This is a genomic window from Vibrio sp. OPT18 (assembly GCF_015163615.1).
Classification (GTDB): domain Bacteria; phylum Pseudomonadota; class Gammaproteobacteria; order Enterobacterales; family Vibrionaceae; genus Vibrio; species Vibrio coralliirubri.
The window spans coordinates 361,901-378,737 of sequence record NZ_JADDYK010000021.1 but is presented as its reverse complement, the minus strand read 5'-3'; the positions used below and the strand labels follow the sequence as shown (position 1 = coordinate 378,737).

Annotated in this window: 15 protein-coding genes; 12 read left to right on the top strand and 3 right to left on the bottom strand. The window is 44.9% G+C overall.

What is annotated here, in order from left to right; all coding sequences use genetic code 11:
• Positions 1-338: 338 nt before the first annotated feature.
• Both IQQ51_RS03990 and IQQ51_RS03985 read left to right on the top strand, forming a co-directional pair.
• Positions 339-1,922: a long-chain-fatty-acid--CoA ligase gene (locus tag IQQ51_RS03990; protein ID WP_193840434.1), complete on the top strand. Its 1,584-nt coding sequence runs from the start codon at positions 339-341 to the stop codon at positions 1,920-1,922.
• Positions 1,915-3,564 carry a GMC family oxidoreductase gene (locus IQQ51_RS03985; protein WP_193840433.1) on the top strand — a complete coding sequence of 550 codons (1,650 nt, stop codon included), beginning with the start codon at positions 1,915-1,917 and terminating at the stop codon, positions 3,562-3,564. Before IQQ51_RS03990 ends, IQQ51_RS03985 begins: the two co-directional genes overlap by 8 nt.
• 144 nt (positions 3,565-3,708) lie before the next feature.
• Here IQQ51_RS03985 and trxC read toward each other — a convergent pair whose 3' ends face one another.
• Complete coding sequence (gene trxC, locus IQQ51_RS03980) at positions 3,709-4,143, bottom strand: thioredoxin TrxC (RefSeq protein WP_193840432.1); 435 nt, start codon at positions 4,141-4,143, stop codon at positions 3,709-3,711.
• A 122-nt stretch (positions 4,144-4,265) separates the two neighbouring features.
• On the opposite strand from trxC, the gene IQQ51_RS03975 reads away from it, so the two are divergent.
• From IQQ51_RS03975 to IQQ51_RS03955, 5 genes are all read left to right on the top strand, one after another.
• Complete coding sequence (locus IQQ51_RS03975; RefSeq protein ID WP_050647165.1) at positions 4,266-5,363, top strand: ketoacyl-ACP synthase III; 1,098 nt, start codon at positions 4,266-4,268, stop codon at positions 5,361-5,363.
• A 22-nt stretch (positions 5,364-5,385) separates the two neighbouring features.
• Positions 5,386-5,850 (top strand): GNAT family N-acetyltransferase, encoded by a 465-nt coding sequence (locus IQQ51_RS03970; RefSeq protein WP_193840476.1) that lies wholly within the window; start codon positions 5,386-5,388, stop codon positions 5,848-5,850.
• A gap of 109 nt (positions 5,851-5,959) precedes the next feature.
• Positions 5,960-7,192 (top strand): glycosyltransferase, encoded by a 1,233-nt coding sequence (locus tag IQQ51_RS03965; protein WP_193840431.1) that lies wholly within the window; start codon positions 5,960-5,962, stop codon positions 7,190-7,192.
• Between the two features lie 207 nt (positions 7,193-7,399).
• Entirely contained in the window at positions 7,400-7,876 is a 477-nt protein-coding gene (locus tag IQQ51_RS03960) for a YeeE/YedE family protein (protein WP_193840475.1), read from the top strand.
• A complete protein-coding gene (locus tag IQQ51_RS03955; RefSeq protein ID WP_193840430.1) occupies positions 7,876-8,307 on the top strand; it encodes a YeeE/YedE family protein in 432 nt (143 codons plus the stop codon). The genes IQQ51_RS03960 and IQQ51_RS03955 overlap by 1 nt, the downstream gene beginning before the upstream one ends.
• Before the next feature lie 93 nt (positions 8,308-8,400).
• Here the strand turns inward: IQQ51_RS03955 and IQQ51_RS03950 are convergent, their stop codons facing one another.
• On the bottom strand, positions 8,401-9,276 hold the full coding sequence (locus IQQ51_RS03950; protein ID WP_193840429.1) for an endonuclease/exonuclease/phosphatase family protein: 876 nt from the start codon (positions 9,274-9,276) through the stop codon (positions 8,401-8,403).
• 303 nt (positions 9,277-9,579) lie between these two features.
• On the opposite strand from IQQ51_RS03950, the gene nrdD reads away from it, so the two are divergent.
• Entirely contained in the window at positions 9,580-11,700 is a 2,121-nt protein-coding gene (gene nrdD / locus IQQ51_RS03945; protein ID WP_193840428.1) for an anaerobic ribonucleoside-triphosphate reductase, read from the top strand.
• 155 nt (positions 11,701-11,855) lie between these two features.
• A complete protein-coding gene (gene nrdG, locus IQQ51_RS03940; protein WP_050053060.1) occupies positions 11,856-12,326 on the top strand; it encodes an anaerobic ribonucleoside-triphosphate reductase-activating protein in 471 nt (156 codons plus the stop codon).
• Between the two features lie 153 nt (positions 12,327-12,479).
• On the opposite strand, the gene IQQ51_RS03935 is transcribed toward nrdG, so the two are convergent.
• Complete coding sequence (locus tag IQQ51_RS03935) at positions 12,480-13,907, bottom strand: MATE family efflux transporter (RefSeq protein ID WP_193840427.1); 1,428 nt, start codon at positions 13,905-13,907, stop codon at positions 12,480-12,482.
• 138 nt (positions 13,908-14,045) lie between these two features.
• Here IQQ51_RS03935 and IQQ51_RS03930 point away from each other — a divergent pair, with 138 nt between their 5' ends.
• The 3 genes from IQQ51_RS03930 to IQQ51_RS03920 all read left to right on the top strand — a co-directional run.
• Positions 14,046-14,882 (top strand): AraC family transcriptional regulator, encoded by an 837-nt coding sequence (locus IQQ51_RS03930; protein ID WP_193840426.1) that lies wholly within the window; start codon positions 14,046-14,048, stop codon positions 14,880-14,882.
• 211 nt (positions 14,883-15,093) lie between these two features.
• Positions 15,094-16,278: an amino acid aminotransferase gene (locus tag IQQ51_RS03925; RefSeq protein WP_048612657.1), complete on the top strand. Its 1,185-nt coding sequence runs from the start codon at positions 15,094-15,096 to the stop codon at positions 16,276-16,278.
• Between the two features lie 11 nt (positions 16,279-16,289).
• The coding region (locus IQQ51_RS03920) for a RimK/LysX family protein (RefSeq protein WP_228012664.1) at positions 16,290-16,837 on the top strand (548 nt) is incomplete at its 3' end.

Here is a 16,837-nt window from a genome sequence, read left to right as displayed (position 1 = left end):
ACCGAACTTTTAACATTTACGCCTGTTGCTTGTTCTCACTTTCGCAAGCTTGTTCCAAATTTTGGTTTATGTGTGCAAGGTTTTATTGGGCTTGCGCAGGCTGTGTCCGAATATCACCGGTTTTTGTCTTTTTGAAACCTGTTCGAAATGTTATCAAAATGTTGTAATTTATTGGGCTGCACATTGGAGCGTCACCAACATTTTGCTCAATAACGACTCTTATCTACATGACACACCAATGTGCAGGCTCGTGATGACAAGAAAGACACTTATTACAACGATTAGAACGTCTACGGTGACCGTCACAAACAGGTCTTAGCCGCATAAGGAGATCATGGATGCACAATCTTGCTGTTAATTTGGAGCGTAGCGCTTCGCTTTTTCCAACTAAAGCCGCTCTGCGTATGGGATCGGATGAAATCAGCTTTTCTCAGTTAGAACAACTTTCTGGAAACGTGGCTGCTAACTTGAAAAGACTTGGGTTGCAGAAGGGAGATAAGGTCGCATTGTCATGCCCGAACGTGACTTACTTTCCGATAGCCTACTACGGGATTCTAAAAGCGGGCTGTGTAGTCGTGCCTTTGAACGTGCTATTTAAGGCCAGAGAGATCGCTTATCACCTTAATGACTCGGACGCGAAAGCCTATTTATGCTTTGAAGGCAGTGAAGAGCTTCCGATTGGTAGCTATGGTTTACAAGGTTTTGAGCAGGTAAATCACTGTGAACATTTTATCAAGATGCCTATTCCAATAAGTGCAGGCATTAGTCCGGAAAGAAATGAGCAGTATGAGTCAATAGCCGATTGGTTAGAACAACCTTTGGCTCCTTTTGAATCTGTGGCTTGCCATGGTGATGATACCGCTGTGATCCTTTATACCTCTGGCACGACGGGTCAACCTAAAGGGGCAGAGCTTTCCCACACCAACATGCAGACCAATGCGATGTCGTCACAGTATCTAATGAGATTGGAATACAGCGACACGACAATGGCCACACTTCCTCTGTTCCACAGTTTCGGCCAGACAGTGATGATGAACGCGAGTGTGTTAACGGGCTCCACCATGGTCTTGATTCCACGATTTGAACCATCACTGGTTATCGAACAGATCATTAACCATAAAGTCAGTGTCTTTGCTGGCGTTCCTACTATGTACATTGCGCTTCTTAGAGCCGGAGAAGAGTCATTAGAGCGCTCTGAACAGGTTAAACATAGCTTGAGGTTAGGTGTTTCTGGTGGTGCGTCTATGCCGCTTGAGGTCATACGACAGTTTGAGTCTCGTTTTGAATTACCAGTCTTAGAAGGTTATGGGCTCTCGGAAACGGCGCCAGTTGCGACATTTAACCATATTGATGGCGATCGTTTGTCGGGTAGTGTCGGTCAGCCTTTATGTGGCCACCTCATCAAGATTACTGATATACAAGGCAACTCTGTCGCTATGGGTGAACTGGGCGAAGTCTGCATTAAAAGCCCAAGCGTGATGAAAGGCTATTATCAAAGGCCAGAGGCGACAGCTGAATCCATTCGTGATGGTTGGTTCTTAACGGGAGATATTGGACGCGTTGATGAGCACGGCAATTTGTTCATTGTTGACCGTGTAAAAGACATGATTATTCGTGGTGGGTACAACGTTTATCCACGTGAAGTTGAAGAAGTGTTGATGTGTCACCCAGATGTCGAAATGGTCGCGGTGGTAGGCGAGCATCATGATCATTTAGGCGAGGAGATTCACGCCCATGTGGTGCTTCACGAACATACGCAATGTGATAGTGCTAGGTTGATAGCATGGTGTCGTGAGCAACTTGCCGACTACAAATATCCGCGTAAGGTATTCATTCGTAGAGCCTTACCTATGACAGCAACCGGAAAAATCTTGAAGCGTGAGTTACACCCACTAGAAATAGCGGAGATGGCAAATGGATAGTTATGATTTTATTGTTGTTGGCGGTGGTTCAGCTGGGTGTGTGATGGCTTCTCGGCTATCGGAAGATCCTAATGTGACGGTTTGCTTGTTAGAAGCGGGCGGTAAGGACACGAGCCCATTCATTCACACACCTGTTGGCGTTGTTGCGATGATGCCAACCAAACTCAACAATTGGGCATTCGAAACCGTTGAACAGCCAGGTTTGAATGGTCGTAAAGGCTATCAACCAAGAGGTAAGACACTTGGCGGTTCTAGCTCTATCAATGCCATGATGTACGCACGTGGACACCGTTCCGACTACGATACATGGGAAAGCTTGGGTAATGCAGGTTGGAACTATGATTCGTGTTTGCCTTACTTTAAGAAAGCGGAAAATAACGAAGTCCACCAAGATGAGTTTCATGGCCAAGGTGGTCCTCTTAATGTGGCAAATCTCAGGTCGCCAAGCCCGATGTTGGAACGCTACTTAACAGCCTGCGAATCGATAGGCGTGCCTCGCAATGAAGATATTAACGGTGCGGCGCAGTTTGGGGCGATGCCGACGCAGGTAACACAGTTGAATGGCGAACGATGCAGTGCTGCTAAGGCTTACTTAACGCCAAACCTTTCACGATCGAATCTCACGGTCGTGACTAAAGCCACCACACATAAAGTCTTGTTTGAAGGTAAGAAAGCGGTGGGTGTTGAATATGGATTTAACGGAAAGCGTTATCAAATTCACTCTAATAAAGAGGTGATTCTATCTGCCGGCGCGTTTGGTTCTCCCCAATTGCTGTTACTGTCTGGTGTCGGTGCTAAAGCTGAACTAGAGACACATGGCATCGAACAAGTTCATGAATTACTAGGAGTGGGCAAGAACCTTCAAGACCATATCGACTTAGTGCACTCGTACAAATGCAGTGAAAAGCGTGAAACCTTCGGCATCTCGCTGCAAATGGCTTCTGAAATGACCAAAGCCTTACCGTTATGGTACAAAGAGCGCCGCGGTAAGATGAGCAGCAATTTTGCAGAGGGGATTGGCTTTCTCTGCTCCGAAGATCATATCGCTGTACCGGATTTAGAGTTTGTATTTGTGGTCGCTGTTGTCGATGACCATGCAAGAAAAATCCATACTAGTCATGGCTTTACCTCTCATGTCACCTTATTGCGACCGAAGAGCCATGGCACCGTAACGCTGAATAGTAATGATCCCTATGATCCGCCTAAGATCGATCCTGCGTTTTTTAGTCATCCTGAAGACATGGAGATCATGATTAAAGGCTGGAAGAAGCAGTATCAAATGTTAGAAAGTTCTGCATTCGATGATATACGTGGCAATGCTTTCTACCCTGTGGACGCCAGTGATGACAAGGCTATCGAGCAAGATATTCGCAATCGTGCAGACACACAGTATCACCCGGTGGGTACCTGTAAAATGGGACCTAGTAGTGATTCTTTAGCTGTGGTGGATAAAGATCTCAAAGTGTATGGATTGGATAACTTAAGAGTCATTGATGCTTCTGTGATGCCAACACTGATTGGGGCGAACACCAATGCACCAACCATTATGATTGCCGAGAAAGTCGCAGATCAGATCAAACAGCAATACGGGGCAGGTAAGCAAGAAGCTGACATTCAAGCGAAAGGCGAAGCTGTGGTTTGATTCGAGAAATTAAGTGATAACCATAAATAAAACAGTAGGTTAGAAAGTCTTAGTTTCATAAGACTCTCTAACCTATTTTTGTGTGCTTACTTAGAATTAAGTAAAACTAAATCAATAGTTTAACCAATAGTTTAAATAATAGTGTTATTTGGTTAGAGCTTGATTCAGCCACTGATCAAATTGACCTTTTGGCAGTGCACCGTTAATCGTATCGACACGTTTACCGTCTTTAAACACCATCACGGTCGGAATGCTTCTGATTTGATACATTGCCGCGAGCTGCTGCTGAGCTTCAGTATCAATCTTAACGAATCGAACATCTCCAGAGCGTTCTTTTGCAACGTCGCTGAACACGGGCGCGAAGCCCACACATGGGTTACACCATGTTGCCCAGAAATCGACAACTATAGGTTGTGAACTGTTCAAGATAGATTGGAAATTAAGTGACGTTCCCTCGATAGGAGCGCCATCGAGCAGTGCTGTATTGCACTTACCACAAGTTGGGCTTTCTGAAATTCTTTCTGAAGGAACTCGGTTTACGCCATTACAAGAAGGGCAGCGTGTGTTGAATGTAGACATAACTTTCTCTTTTTATTGCAACTCCGTGGCTAACGCGATTTACGAATCACGCACAGAGCGCTTATACTGTTTAAAACAAGAATACGATACTTAAATAAAAACAAACAATAAACAGGTAAATGATGACAAAATTTTACGCCGAAATTACTGGCTGGGGAAAGTGTCTGCCACCAGCCGTGCTGTCCAATGATGATCTAAGCACTTTCATTGATACGTCTGACGAGTGGATTCGAACTCGAACTGGTATCGAAAACCGTCGTATCAGTCATGTAAATACCTCGGAGCTAGCGACTGTTGCTGCTCAACACGCAATGGCGTGTGCTGGCCTTACTGCCGAAGATATCGACCTCGTTATCATCGCAACGTGCAGCCCTGATTCTCTTATCCCAAATACCGCGTCTAAGGTCCAACAGAACTTAGGCATTAAAAGTGCAGCGGCTTTCGACCTTAACGCAGCGTGTACTGGCTTCATCTACGGCGTTGAAACAGCCACTCGACTGATTCAAGCGGGCAACTACCGCAATGCCATCGTAGTGGGTGCAGAACGTCTTTCATTCTTCATCGACTGGACCAAGCGTGACACAGCGGTTCTTTTCGGTGACGGTGCGGGCGCTGTGGTTCTATCACGCACTGAAGAACAAGTCGGCTTACAAGAAGCTCAAATTGGTTGTGATGCTGAAGGGCGTGACATTCTAGCTGTACCAAAATTCGGTACTTCTATGGATCGCTTTGCTGCTGATAACGGTTACTGGGACTTTGATTTCGTTGGTAAAGAGATCTTCAAGCGCGCAGTAAAAGGCATGGGCGCTGCAGCACATACAGTATTGAGTCGCACTGGCATCTCAACTGAAAACATCGATGTTGTGATTCCGCATCAAGCAAACATCCGAATCATTCAAACTTTGTGTGATATGGCGGGTATTGAGCGCGAGAAAGCATTTGTTAACATTCAAAATTACGGCAACACATCTGCTGCTACTGTGCCAATTGCACTGTGTGAATCGTTAGAGCAAGGCTTTGTTAAACCTAACTCAAACATCCTTGTGGCGGCATTTGGTGCTGGTTTAACTTGGGGTGCTGGCCATATTAAGTGGGGCAGCCGCGTTGAACCGCTAGGTCAATCGGATGCTAAGCTTCCAGAAGCGGATAAGTCTGCTTTAGAGCTTTTAGAAAGAGCCATTTTACACTGTAAAACGCGTCCTAATTCTGAGAGCGAGTAGCTGCATGACTCAAGTTCGTTTTATGACAGAAGCCGACCTCGATGGGTCGGCTTTGGTTCATCAATCTGCCTTTATTCGACAGAAAAACTCACGTGATTGGTTACAATGTAACTTAAGCGCTTCACCACGCTTTCTTAACTTTGTTGCTGAAAGCGAAGGTGAAGTTATTGGCTACATTATTTGGGTTCAGAAAAGCGGGTTTAGACCTGAAGCTGTTTTAGAACTGGAGCAACTTGCCGTGTTACCAAATGCGCAGGGGAAAGGATTGGGTAAAAAGCTGATTCTTGATTCCTTGCCGCAAGTGAAACAGAAGCTAGCAGAGCAAGGCTCGACACTAAAACATGTGCTAGTGACGACCAGAGCGGATAACTTTGCACAAAAGCTCTATCAGTCGACATTAGGCGCTGAAGTCGAAACTACGATTTCAAACCTGTACTCTGCTGATGAAGTGCTTATGATAGCTCGCAATGTAGGTGAGCGAATCTGATCGCTGAGTTCTTAGAACCAATTATAATCAGCGATATAAGTCGACCGCGATCGATAAACGTTTTATTAGGGGCTAAGTTAGTCCCTTTTGTTATTTCTTAGGAAGTGTTTTGAAGAAAGTTTTAGCAATTGGCTACGTTTGGCCAGAACCGAATTCATCGGCGGCTGGCAGCCACATGATGTCTCTTTTACGTTTATTTAAGAGACAAGGTTGGTCAGTCGAATTTGCAACACCCGCTCAAGAAACCGAGCACATGATTGATCTCTCTGAAGAGGGCATCACAAGCCAATCTATACAGTTAAATTGCGATAGCTTTGACGATTACATTGAAGAACTGCAGCCCGATGTCGTGATGTTTGACCGTTTTATGATGGAAGAACAGTTTGGTTGGCGCGTTGAGAAGGTATGTCCGAACGCGTTTAAGCTGTTGGATACTGAAGACTTGCAGTTCCTGCGTAACGCTCGCCACGAAGCCGTTAAGAAAGAGACGGAACTGACCAAAGCACACTTGTACAGTGATTTAGCTAAACGTGAAATTGCCGCGATTCTGCGCTGTGATCTTTCGTTGATCATCTCAAGTTACGAGATGGAACTCCTTCAATCTGAGTTCAATATCGATCCCAAACTGCTTCATCATCTGCCTTTCATGGTTGATCTTAATACGCTTCCTGAAAGCACGAAAAGCTTTGAAGAACGTAAGAATTTCATGACGATAGGTAACTTTAGACACGCACCGAATTGGGATGCTGTGCTTCAGTTACAGAAGATTTGGCCGAAGATTCGCAAACAGTTGCCTGAGGCTGAACTTCATATTTATGGGTCGTATCCGCCGCCAAAAGCGACCGCATTACACAACCCTAAAACCGGTTTCCATATCAAAGGTTGGGCGAAAGATGCTCAAGAAGTGATGGAGCAGGCACGTGTGTGTGTCGCGCCACTGCGTTTTGGTGCGGGCATTAAAGGTAAGTTGCTTGATGCAATGAAACTTCAAACTCCAAACGTGACCAGTGAAATTGGTAGTGAAGGCATGTTGCCGCAAGGTGAGTTGCAATGGCCGGGTGCGGTTGCAGACGATATCGACGAGTTTGTTGAACAAGCTGTTGCTCTTTATAAAGATGAAGAGAAGTGGCTCAAGGCTCAAAGTCAGTGTCATTCAATTCTTGAAGCGCACTACGAACAGAATCAACTGGGCGACAAATTGATCGAGCGACTGATAGCGCTAGATTCTGAGCTTGAGTCTCATCGACTGGATAACTTCTTTGGCTCTATGCTGAAGCACCACAGCATGGCGAGCACTAAGTACATGTCGCAGTGGATTGCTGAGAAGAACAAGATCAAATAGCTGTTTACAAAGACAGAATAAATCTTAAGCCCTTAGGTTAACGCCTAGGGGCTTTTTTCATGGGGGAAGCTTTTCGACTTTTCACTTTAGACTTTCCAACCGAAACATAGCGCATTACATTAGCATTGACTAATTTATATTTATTAGTAAACTCTAATTTAAATATTGGTGAATTAGATTTTAGTTTGTGGATAGGAGAGGTCGGTGATTAGTTTGATACCTTGGGATGCACTTTTTGGTGGCATGCTGCTAGGCGCGTCGGCAATTATTCTGATGTTGGGCATCGGGCGAGTTGCGGGAATCAGCGGAATCGTTAGCCGCTTATTACCGCCTAAAAAGAATAAAAGCTTAGAATCAGGATCTGAGTCCAGCTCGGACGCCCGTATTGAAGAAACCGAGAAACATTGGCGACTTGCCTTTGTTGTCGGAATGGTTGTCAGCGGTTGGTTGTTGATTCCAACTGGTTATCAACTTCCTCAGTTAGAAGAGATCAACTTCGCAGTGGTTATCATAGCCGGACTATTGGTGGGCTTCGGCACTAAGGTCGCAAATGGCTGTACGAGTGGCCATGGCATTGTGGGAATGGCTCGCTTGTCTAAACGTTCAATTGTCGCGACGTGTGTGTTTATGGGTGTGGCAATGGCTACGGTGTTGGTTAAGAATCTGATTGGTTTGGGGGCGTAATGAAAAACTCTTCATTTACTATCGTTATTGGCTTGCTCGCAGGTCTTCTTTTCGGCTCTGGCATGATCATTTCAGGCATGGTTGATCCGAACAAGGTACTTGGCTTTTTAGACATTACTGGCGACTGGGATATCAGCTTGGCATTCGTGATGGGTGGCGCGTTATTGGTGTTCGCTCCGTTTTATCATCTGGTCATTAAAAAGCGTGCTAAAGCTATCAATGGCGAGCCGTTAGATAGCCGTAACAACCCGCTAATCGACAGAAAGCTGATTCTAGGTTCAACTGCCTTTGGCTTAGGTTGGGGGATTTCAGGTTTTTGCCCGGGCCCTGCAGTAACCAGCCTTAGTGGCGGCAACCCCACGGTGTGGTTGTTCGTCTTAAGTATGCTGGTTGGAATGTGGCTCGCGGGACGAGCGAATAAAACCTGCTAGCAGTGCGCCTATCGTATATCAGATAGGCTTGATATGACCATTTGAGAGGCTGACACGCTTTAACCCAAAAGCCAGTCAGCCTCTTTTTTATATCTATCTGATAGTCGTTGAAACTGGGCAATGGTCGCTAAGTTTGTAATCAAGCACATCTTGCGTTTCAAATACCGCCTGTTTCGCAGAAGATGCATTTAGTGACTTGCTCACCACAATATGATCAATCACAGAACGGAATTGGTGCGTGCGATGGTTATTGCGGTTAGAGCGCACCTTACAATCTGCTCGAGTTTTTCTTGTTGCCAACTGAGCATCGGTATTTTGCGTCATATCTTTCCACATCCAATCTCTTGAGTAGGATAGGTTATGGTTGAAGTCGCCTAGTATCGCGTAATCCTGACCGTTTCTTTCTCTTTGCTGTATCCACTTATTTAGTTGCTGTGCTTGGTCTTTGAGCCTTGAACAATCTCGGTTCGACTTGTAAGTACCGCTGCACCCCGCCTTTAAATGCACAGACAACATGTGAATCGGCTTGCTTTCCGTTTCTACAACCATGTAACTGGCAAACCTAAGCTTGCTGTTAGCACTCGACTCCAGAGGAAAGTCAGCGTAGTCGGTGAGTGTGATTCCTTTACGAACCGCGAACCCTGTGTATTGGTTCACTTCTTTGAACTGATGGTTGCTGTTTTCTGGTAATGCTCGGTCAGACATTAATATCTTGTATTGATCGCCGGCGATGCGCTGAATAGCATTTACGTCGTCGACTTCTTGAAAGGCGACCACATCCGCATCCAAGGATTGAAAGTATTCTTCAAGTTTGTCGAAATCAGCTTGATCACGTTGGGCAGAAAACTTATTCACAGCCTCGTTGGTTGATAACCATTCGATATTCCAACTAGAGATGGTCAAAGGTTCAGCAAATGTCTGGCTACTGAGTAAGCAACCTAACATTATCCAGTTTTGAAGTCGTTTCATCCCAAATATCCCTAATTTTGTCGTCCAATATAGTTGAGCCGTTATCCTACAACACTTACCAAAAATTCAACTCTTTTTAGCAGTTTTTTTATTGTTACATTGTTTCTTTTCGACTTGAGAACTAGCGTAATAATATTGAATTGATCTTAGTCAGCGTGAGAGTTTTATTGATCCAAATCAATACTCGAAGTTGGTGGTTCTCGTTAAATACGCCACAATATCTAGTGTTAGTTAAACGATAAATCGCTCTATATAGTGTGTTTGTGGATAAGTCTGTGAATACCTCAAGAGTAAGGAGAAGTGGTGAAATCAATCGTAATCAAGCGTGATGGCTCAAGAGCTCCATTCAGTAGAGATCGCATCCAAGCTGCAGTGGAAGCAGCATCAGACAAAGCCGATAAGGAAATTGCTATTTATGCACTGAATGTGGCATTAGCAGTTGAGTTGAAGCTCGAAGACTACGATGAAGTTCATATCTCTGAAATTCAAACCATGGTCGAGAACGAGCTAATGCAGGGACCATACAAGTCTCTGGCTCGTGCCTACATTGAATATCGTCATGACCGTGACATCGCCCGTGAGAAGCAAAGCGCTTTAACTCGCGAGATCGAAGGTTTGATCGAAGAAAGCAATGTTGATCTGATCAATGAGAATGCCAACAAAGACGGAAAAGTTATCCCAACTCAGCGTGACTTGCTGGCGGGTATCGTGGCTAAACACTATGCAAAAACTCACATTTTGCCGCGTGACATCGTACAAGCTCACGAGTGTGGTGACATTCACTACCACGATCTAGATTACGCACCGTTCTTCCCAATGTTTAACTGTATGCTTATCGACTTGAAAGGCATGTTAACGCATGGCTTCAAGATGGGTAACGCGGAAATCGACACACCTAAGTCGATTTCTACGGCGACAGCGGTAACTGCGCAAATCATCGCGCAAGTGGCGAGCCACATTTACGGCGGTACAACGATTAACCGTATCGACGAGGTTCTAGAGCCTTACGTGATGGCGAGTTACGAAAAGCACTTATCGCTAGCGAAAGAGTGGGACATTCATAGCCCAGAAGCTTTTGCTATCTCTCGTACAGAGAAAGAGTGTTACGACGCGTTCCAGTCTTTGGAGTACGAAGTAAACACGCTACACACGGCTAATGGTCAAACACCATTCGTTACGTTTGGTTTTGGTCTAGGCGAAAGCTGGGGTTCGAAACTTATCCAGCAATCTATCTTGAAAAACCGCATTGCAGGTTTGGGTAAGAACCGTAAAACAGCGGTATTTCCTAAACTGGTGTTCGCAATCAAAGATGGTTTGAACCACCAGAAGCAAGATCCAAACTACGACATCAAGCAATTAGCGCTTGAGTGTGCGTCTAAGCGTATGTACCCAGACATTCTTAACTACGACAAAGTAGTAGAAGTGACAGGGTCATTTAAAACGCCTATGGGTTGCCGTAGCTTCTTGAATACTTATGAAGAAAACGGTGAGTTAATTCATGAAGGTCGTAACAACTTAGGTGTTGTGAGCCTAAACTTGCCACGTATTGCGATTAACGCAAAACAAGATATGACTAAGTTCTATGAGCTGCTTGATGAAAAACTGAAGCTGGCTCGTCGTGCGTTAGAAACTCGTATTTCTCGTCTAGAAAACGTGAAAGCGCGTGTTGCTCCAATCCTATACATGGAAGGTGCGTGTGGCGTTCGCTTGAAAGCAGATGACTCTATTGCAGACATCTTCAAGAATGGTCGTGCATCTGTTTCTCTTGGTTACATTGGTATCCACGAGGCAATGACTGCGCTTTACGGCACAGACGTTCACTTGTACGACGACGGCGAAATGCGTGCTAAAGGGCTTGAGTTGGTGGAATACATGAAGCGTGAAGTGGAATCTTGGACGAAAGAGACAGGTTACGCATTCAGCCTATATGGCACACCAAGTGAAAACCTATGTAGCCGTTTCTGCAGCATCGATACCAAAGAGTTTGGTGTGATTGATGGCGTAACAGACCGTGGTTACTACACAAACAGCTTCCACTTAGATGTGCAGAAGAAGGTGAACCCATACGACAAGATCGATTTCGAGATGCCTTATCCTGAAATCTCTAGCGGTGGTTTCATTTGTTACGGCGAATTCCCGAACATGCAGAAGAACATCGAAGCGCTTGAAAACGTATGGGATTACAGCTACGCACGTGTTCCTTACTACGGCACCAACACGCCGATAGATGAGTGCTACGAATGTGGTTACAACGGTGAGTTTGACTGTACTAGTAAGGGTTTTACGTGTCCTAAGTGTGGCAACCACGACTCAACCAAAGTATCGGTAACACGCCGTGTTTGTGGTTACCTTGGTAGCCCAGATGCACGACCATTTAACTTTGGTAAGCAAGAAGAAGTTAAACGCCGCGTGAAGCACCTTTAGTAAGCTCTAAGATTATTAGCTAGCTTACTTAGAAGATCTACGTTTCAAGAAATAAGATTGGTATCGGCGCCATGTCGGTACCAATTCTTTCGTTTCAGTTGTTACAGCATTTAGCTTCAAACTATTAAGCAATAACGAGTTTTCAATACTGCCTTATGAATTATCACCAATATCACCCAATCGACGTTGTAAATGGCCCAGGAACACGCTGCACCTTGTTTGTATCGGGTTGTGTACATCAGTGTCGCGGGTGTTATAACCAATCGACGCAAAGGTTGGACTCTGGGCATTTGTTCACTCAAGAGCTGCAAGACCACATTATCGCTGATCTCAATGATCCACGAATCAAGCGTCGTGGTTTGTCGCTTTCTGGTGGTGATCCGCTGCATCCTGCAAACGTGTCTGAAGTGCTTAAGCTTGTTCAGCGTGTAAAAGCAGAGTGTGAAGGCAAAGACATCTGGATGTGGACGGGTTACGAACTCGACGAACTCGATGATAAGCAGAAGCAAGTGCTTGAATACGTTGATACCTTAATTGACGGTCGCTTTGAACAAGATAAAGCGGATCCGATGTTAGATTGGCGTGGTAGTTCAAACCAAATCATTCATCGATTTACTGACTTATAGGTTTGCTGACTGATAAGCTTGTTCTCATTTAGTACTTTCGCAAACAGAAACCGAAAAAAGGGCATCATCGTTAGCGCAATGCTACAAATCAGCCCTTGGGTGTGAGTTCTTTTGAATTGTTCGCCTGCACGTCAATGTCAGTTTGGCGCTTACTTAAATAGGAATGTGCTCAGGCTCGTCGATTAGGTTGTTTATCCATTTCTTAGATTGAATCCTATGACTGGTCAGAACTATTTTGGCGAGCTCTTCCAGCAGTACAATCATCAAAACCCATTCTAGCGGCCAACCCAACACCAGCGCAGTAAAGTAGGCAAGGGGAATACCAATCGCCCATTGGCCAAACAGGTCGATGAAGATGCTGTAGTTGATGTCTCCACCGCTTTTCAGCACACCACCAATGCCTACCATATTGAAGACTCTTAGTATCATGCCGAGTGCCATAACTAAGGTGACGTTAACGGCCGTGTCTTTGAGCTCTAAGTGAGTAAGACCGATCATGTATACTATCGCGGGTTTAGCAAACCAGCATAACAAGGCTAATAGAGCGGCGAGCCCACAGCTGACCAATACATAACCCCAAGCGGTGTTCTCAACACGTCGATAGTTTTTCGCGCCGATCTCGTTGCCTAAAATGATTGAAGCCGCGACTGCAAACCCCATGAACGCCGAGATCAAGATGCTTTCTACTGGCGATAACAGTGAGATTATCGCAAGCTCGCCAACACCCATCTGACCAACAATAACGTTATAAATCAGTATTCCACCCGCCCAAGCCGTATCATGAACTAACATAGGAATAGCAATCTTAAAGTACTTCTTTCTGTGTTTAGGTAAGATTGCATCACGCCAACTGTCAATTGTAGGGAATAGATGCGCGTAATGTTTTCTCGCCATTACTAACAGCGCGACAGTTTGAAAGCATCGTGAAACCGTGGTGCCAATTGCAGCACCAACTACGCCCAGTTCAGGGAAGCCAAATAAGCCGAATATCAGCAATGCATTGAGAATCGCGTTCACGATGATCGCCCAAATACTGATTTTGGTTGGTAGCTTGGCTTCACCCACAGATCTAAGTGCACTTTCTAGCGGCACAACTATAGCGGTACCAATAAGGCTGGCTCCTGTTATCCAAAGGTAATCCGTTGCCAAGCGGACGTAATCAGGGTCTGAGGCCACCACAGACACGACTGATTCAGGAGCCAATGTATAAATCAACACAAAGGGGATGATGGCAAAGATAGACAATGCCCATGATTGCGCTAATGTGCGTCTAATTCCGTTGAAATCTCCCGCACCGAAATATTGCGAAGCTAGCACACTGACGGCACCGCTAATCCCGGATACCATGATCAAGTTGAAGAAAAATATGCGGTTACCTACACCAACCGCAGCGGTAGCTGAGTCACCCAGTTGGTTAACCATAAAAATGTCGACCACGCCGAGTAATGAAAACAACATAGTTTGCAGCGATACAGGCAAACCGATGTGTAACAGCTTTTGCCAAAAATCTTTGTCTAGATGACGATATGTCGAGCGCATCGCATTTCCCCTGTGGTTAATATGCGAGAAGTTTATCGGCATTTGTTTTGGCTGTATTGTTCAGGTTCATCACAAACTTTTGCCAAACTATCTATTTTCAAAAGCTGTCTATTTGTCAAAACTATCGAATGACTAATGTGGCGATTTAATTGCAGACAAACCTAATGAGCGACCAGTGAAATGAGTGAGAAACACGAACGGTACGAGATCTCAGATAAGACACATCAAGAGTTTGTCGATCAAAGCCATGTATTGGCATTCGAAGAATTGGGTATCGTTCAGTGTGGGACGGCGTCGTGCCGAGATTTCTTTTCGGTACATCGGAAGAATCCCCAGAAACACATGCTGTTATACACGGTTAGGGGCAAAGGGTGGTTAGAAAGTTGGGCGTGTCGCTATATTCTAGAGCCAGGATCATGCATTACGGTTCCTGCGGGCACAGAAAATGGCTTTGGGATTGAAGAAGAAACATGGCAAATCGCATGGATCTTTCTCTCGCCCGATAAACAATGGGACAGAGTGGTGAGTGATGAAGTGAGCTACACACTTTCGCCAGCAGCAGAGGTGGTGTCGTCGTGCATTCATACTCTATTGAGGAGCATTGCCTTACCCATTGATTTGGGAGGAGCGATCGCCAATCACAGTGTGGCTCAAATAGAGTACATGATTAATGCCCCAGTCCCGCAGCAGCAATCACGTAATTTGATTCGTTTAAGACGCGTGTTCGATAACGTACAAAAGCAGCTCCATAAAGAGTGGAACGTTCATGAGCTTGCGAGCTTGTTCCCGTGCTCAGAGCCGCATTTCCATCGTTTGTGCCAGCGCTATTATTCACACAGCCCAATGACTCATATCATGCGTATGAGAATGGAATACGCAGCTCGTTTGTTGAAATCGAGTGATTGGTCGATTCAACATATTGGCGAGATCGTGGGTTACCCGAATGCAGCTAACTTTAGTACTCGATTTAAGGCTTGGTCGGGAATGACACCAAGGCAATTCAAACAAGGTATTTAGCCGAAAATCAACAAGGTACTTCTTAAACAAGCTACTGATCTTTTGATAAAGCACTAAAATTGTTCGAAATTTGTGCTGCTTCATGACGTAAAATGACCAATCTCTGATTACTTATTCTAACTAGGCGCTTCTATTAAAAAATGTTTCTGATTTGTCTACGATAATGTTAACGTGAAACTCATTACTTGAATTTCAAAGGGTTGTGACTTTCATGTTTTCACATCTACCAAAACCAACTTTAGATCCAATTCTATCTCTTTCTGTTGCTTACCGCGGCGATACTCGTACTGATAAAGTCGACTTAGGCATTGGCGTTTACAAAAACGATCAAGGCGAAACTCCGATCATGAAAGCCGTTTCTATGGCTCAAGATATCGTTGTTGAAACGCAGAAAACCAAAGCTTACGTTGGCCTAGCAGGCTGTGAAGAGTTCAACCAGAGCATGGTTGATCTGCTGCTTAAAGGGACTTCTGCAATGGATCGCGTTGCTGCGATTCAAACACCAGGTGCAAGTGGTGCACTTCGTATGTTGGGTGACTTAATGAAAGTTTCTCAACCAGACACCACGGTTTGGATTTCAAACCCAAGCTACGTTAACCACAAACCGGTGATGGAAGCGGCAGGCTTAAAAGTTCGATACTACAATTACTTCAGTCCTGAAACGAAGCAAGTTGATACTGCAAGAATGTTGGATGATCTTTCAAAAGCGGGTCCATCAGACGTGGTACTACTGCACGGTTGCTGTCATAACCCAACGGGTGCGGATATCAACTTTGAAGCGTGGCAGGAAATCACTAAATTATCTCAGAAGAATGGTTTCTTGCCGTTCGTTGATATTGCCTACCAAGGCTTTGGTGATGGCCTAGAAGAAGACGCAAAAGGTCTTCAACACATGGCTAACAACGTCGAAGAGATGTTGATTACGACATCTTGCTCGAAGAACTTCGGTTTATACCGTGAAAGAACGGGCGCTGCGATCGTGATTGGCAAGAACAGCGAACACGTTGGTAATGCTAAAGGTAAGCTTCTTACTCTTGCTCGTTCAACTTACACAATGCCGCCAGATCATGGTGCTGCTTTGGTTAAAACAATTCTTCAGAATCAAGAGCTAACCTCGATTTGGAAGCAAGAATTGAGTGAAATGCAGCAACGTTTGTTAAATCTGCGCCAAAGTTTATGTGATGAATTGCGAAATACTTATAACACGTCACAATTTGACTTCATTGAAAGCCATAAAGGCATGTTTAGTGTACTAGGCTTTAAAGAAACTCAAATGAATCAATTACGTGAAGAATATGGAGTCTATGGTGTTGGTGACGGACGCATCAATATCGCAGGCCTTTCCGAATCTCATATTCCTTATGTAGCTAAAGCGATAGCCAACGTTTCAAAATAGAAGGTGACTGAATGTATAACTGGAAAGCGATTGTAGTTTTAATGCTAAGTGGTGGCCTGTTTGCTTGTTCGACGACGACTCAAGTTCCTGTCGAGCCAGAGCAAAAGCCTCAAGTAGAACAACCTGTTGTGGATGACTCTTCAAAGACTGACGCAACTGAAGGCGAGAAAGTAACGGAACCTACGGAAAAGCCTGAAGAAGTAAAACCGACTGAGCCAGAAGCGAAGCCAAAGCCTGAAGAAAAGCCAGCTCCAAAGCCGACTAAAACAAGCGATGGTAAACTGATTCTTGGTGAAGAAGAGTGGGTGTTTGTTCCTGGTTTGAAAGAAGCGTTTAAAGCGCGTGTAGATACAGGTGCAACAACATCTTCAATCAGTGCGGTTGATATTGTTGATTTTGAACGTGACGGAAAAGACTGGGTTAAGTTCAAAATCGAACATGACGGCATCACAACGCAAGAGATCAGCTTACCGGTAGAGCGTTGGGTTAAGATCAAGCAGTCGAGCGCGGAAGGTACACAACGACGTGCTGTGGTTGTCGCTTCAATTCAAATCGGTGA

Coding starts and splice junctions, on each gene's coding strand:
- IQQ51_RS03990 (WP_193840434.1), top strand. CDS start 339: ATGCACAATCTTGCTGTTAATTTGGAGCGTAGCGCTTCGCTTTTTCCA.
- IQQ51_RS03985 (WP_193840433.1), top strand. CDS start 1,915: ATGGATAGTTATGATTTTATTGTTGTTGGCGGTGGTTCAGCTGGGTGT.
- trxC (WP_193840432.1), bottom strand. CDS start 4,143: ATGTCTACATTCAACACACGCTGCCCTTCTTGTAATGGCGTAAACCGA.
- IQQ51_RS03975 (WP_050647165.1), top strand. CDS start 4,266: ATGACAAAATTTTACGCCGAAATTACTGGCTGGGGAAAGTGTCTGCCA.
- IQQ51_RS03970 (WP_193840476.1), top strand. CDS start 5,386: ATGACAGAAGCCGACCTCGATGGGTCGGCTTTGGTTCATCAATCTGCC.
- IQQ51_RS03955 (WP_193840430.1), top strand. CDS start 7,876: ATGAAAAACTCTTCATTTACTATCGTTATTGGCTTGCTCGCAGGTCTT.
- IQQ51_RS03950 (WP_193840429.1), bottom strand. CDS start 9,276: ATGAAACGACTTCAAAACTGGATAATGTTAGGTTGCTTACTCAGTAGC.
- nrdG (WP_050053060.1), top strand. CDS start 11,856: ATGAATTATCACCAATATCACCCAATCGACGTTGTAAATGGCCCAGGA.
- IQQ51_RS03935 (WP_193840427.1), bottom strand. CDS start 13,907: ATGCCGATAAACTTCTCGCATATTAACCACAGGGGAAATGCGATGCGC.
- IQQ51_RS03930 (WP_193840426.1), top strand. CDS start 14,046: ATGAGTGAGAAACACGAACGGTACGAGATCTCAGATAAGACACATCAA.
- IQQ51_RS03925 (WP_048612657.1), top strand. CDS start 15,094: ATGTTTTCACATCTACCAAAACCAACTTTAGATCCAATTCTATCTCTT.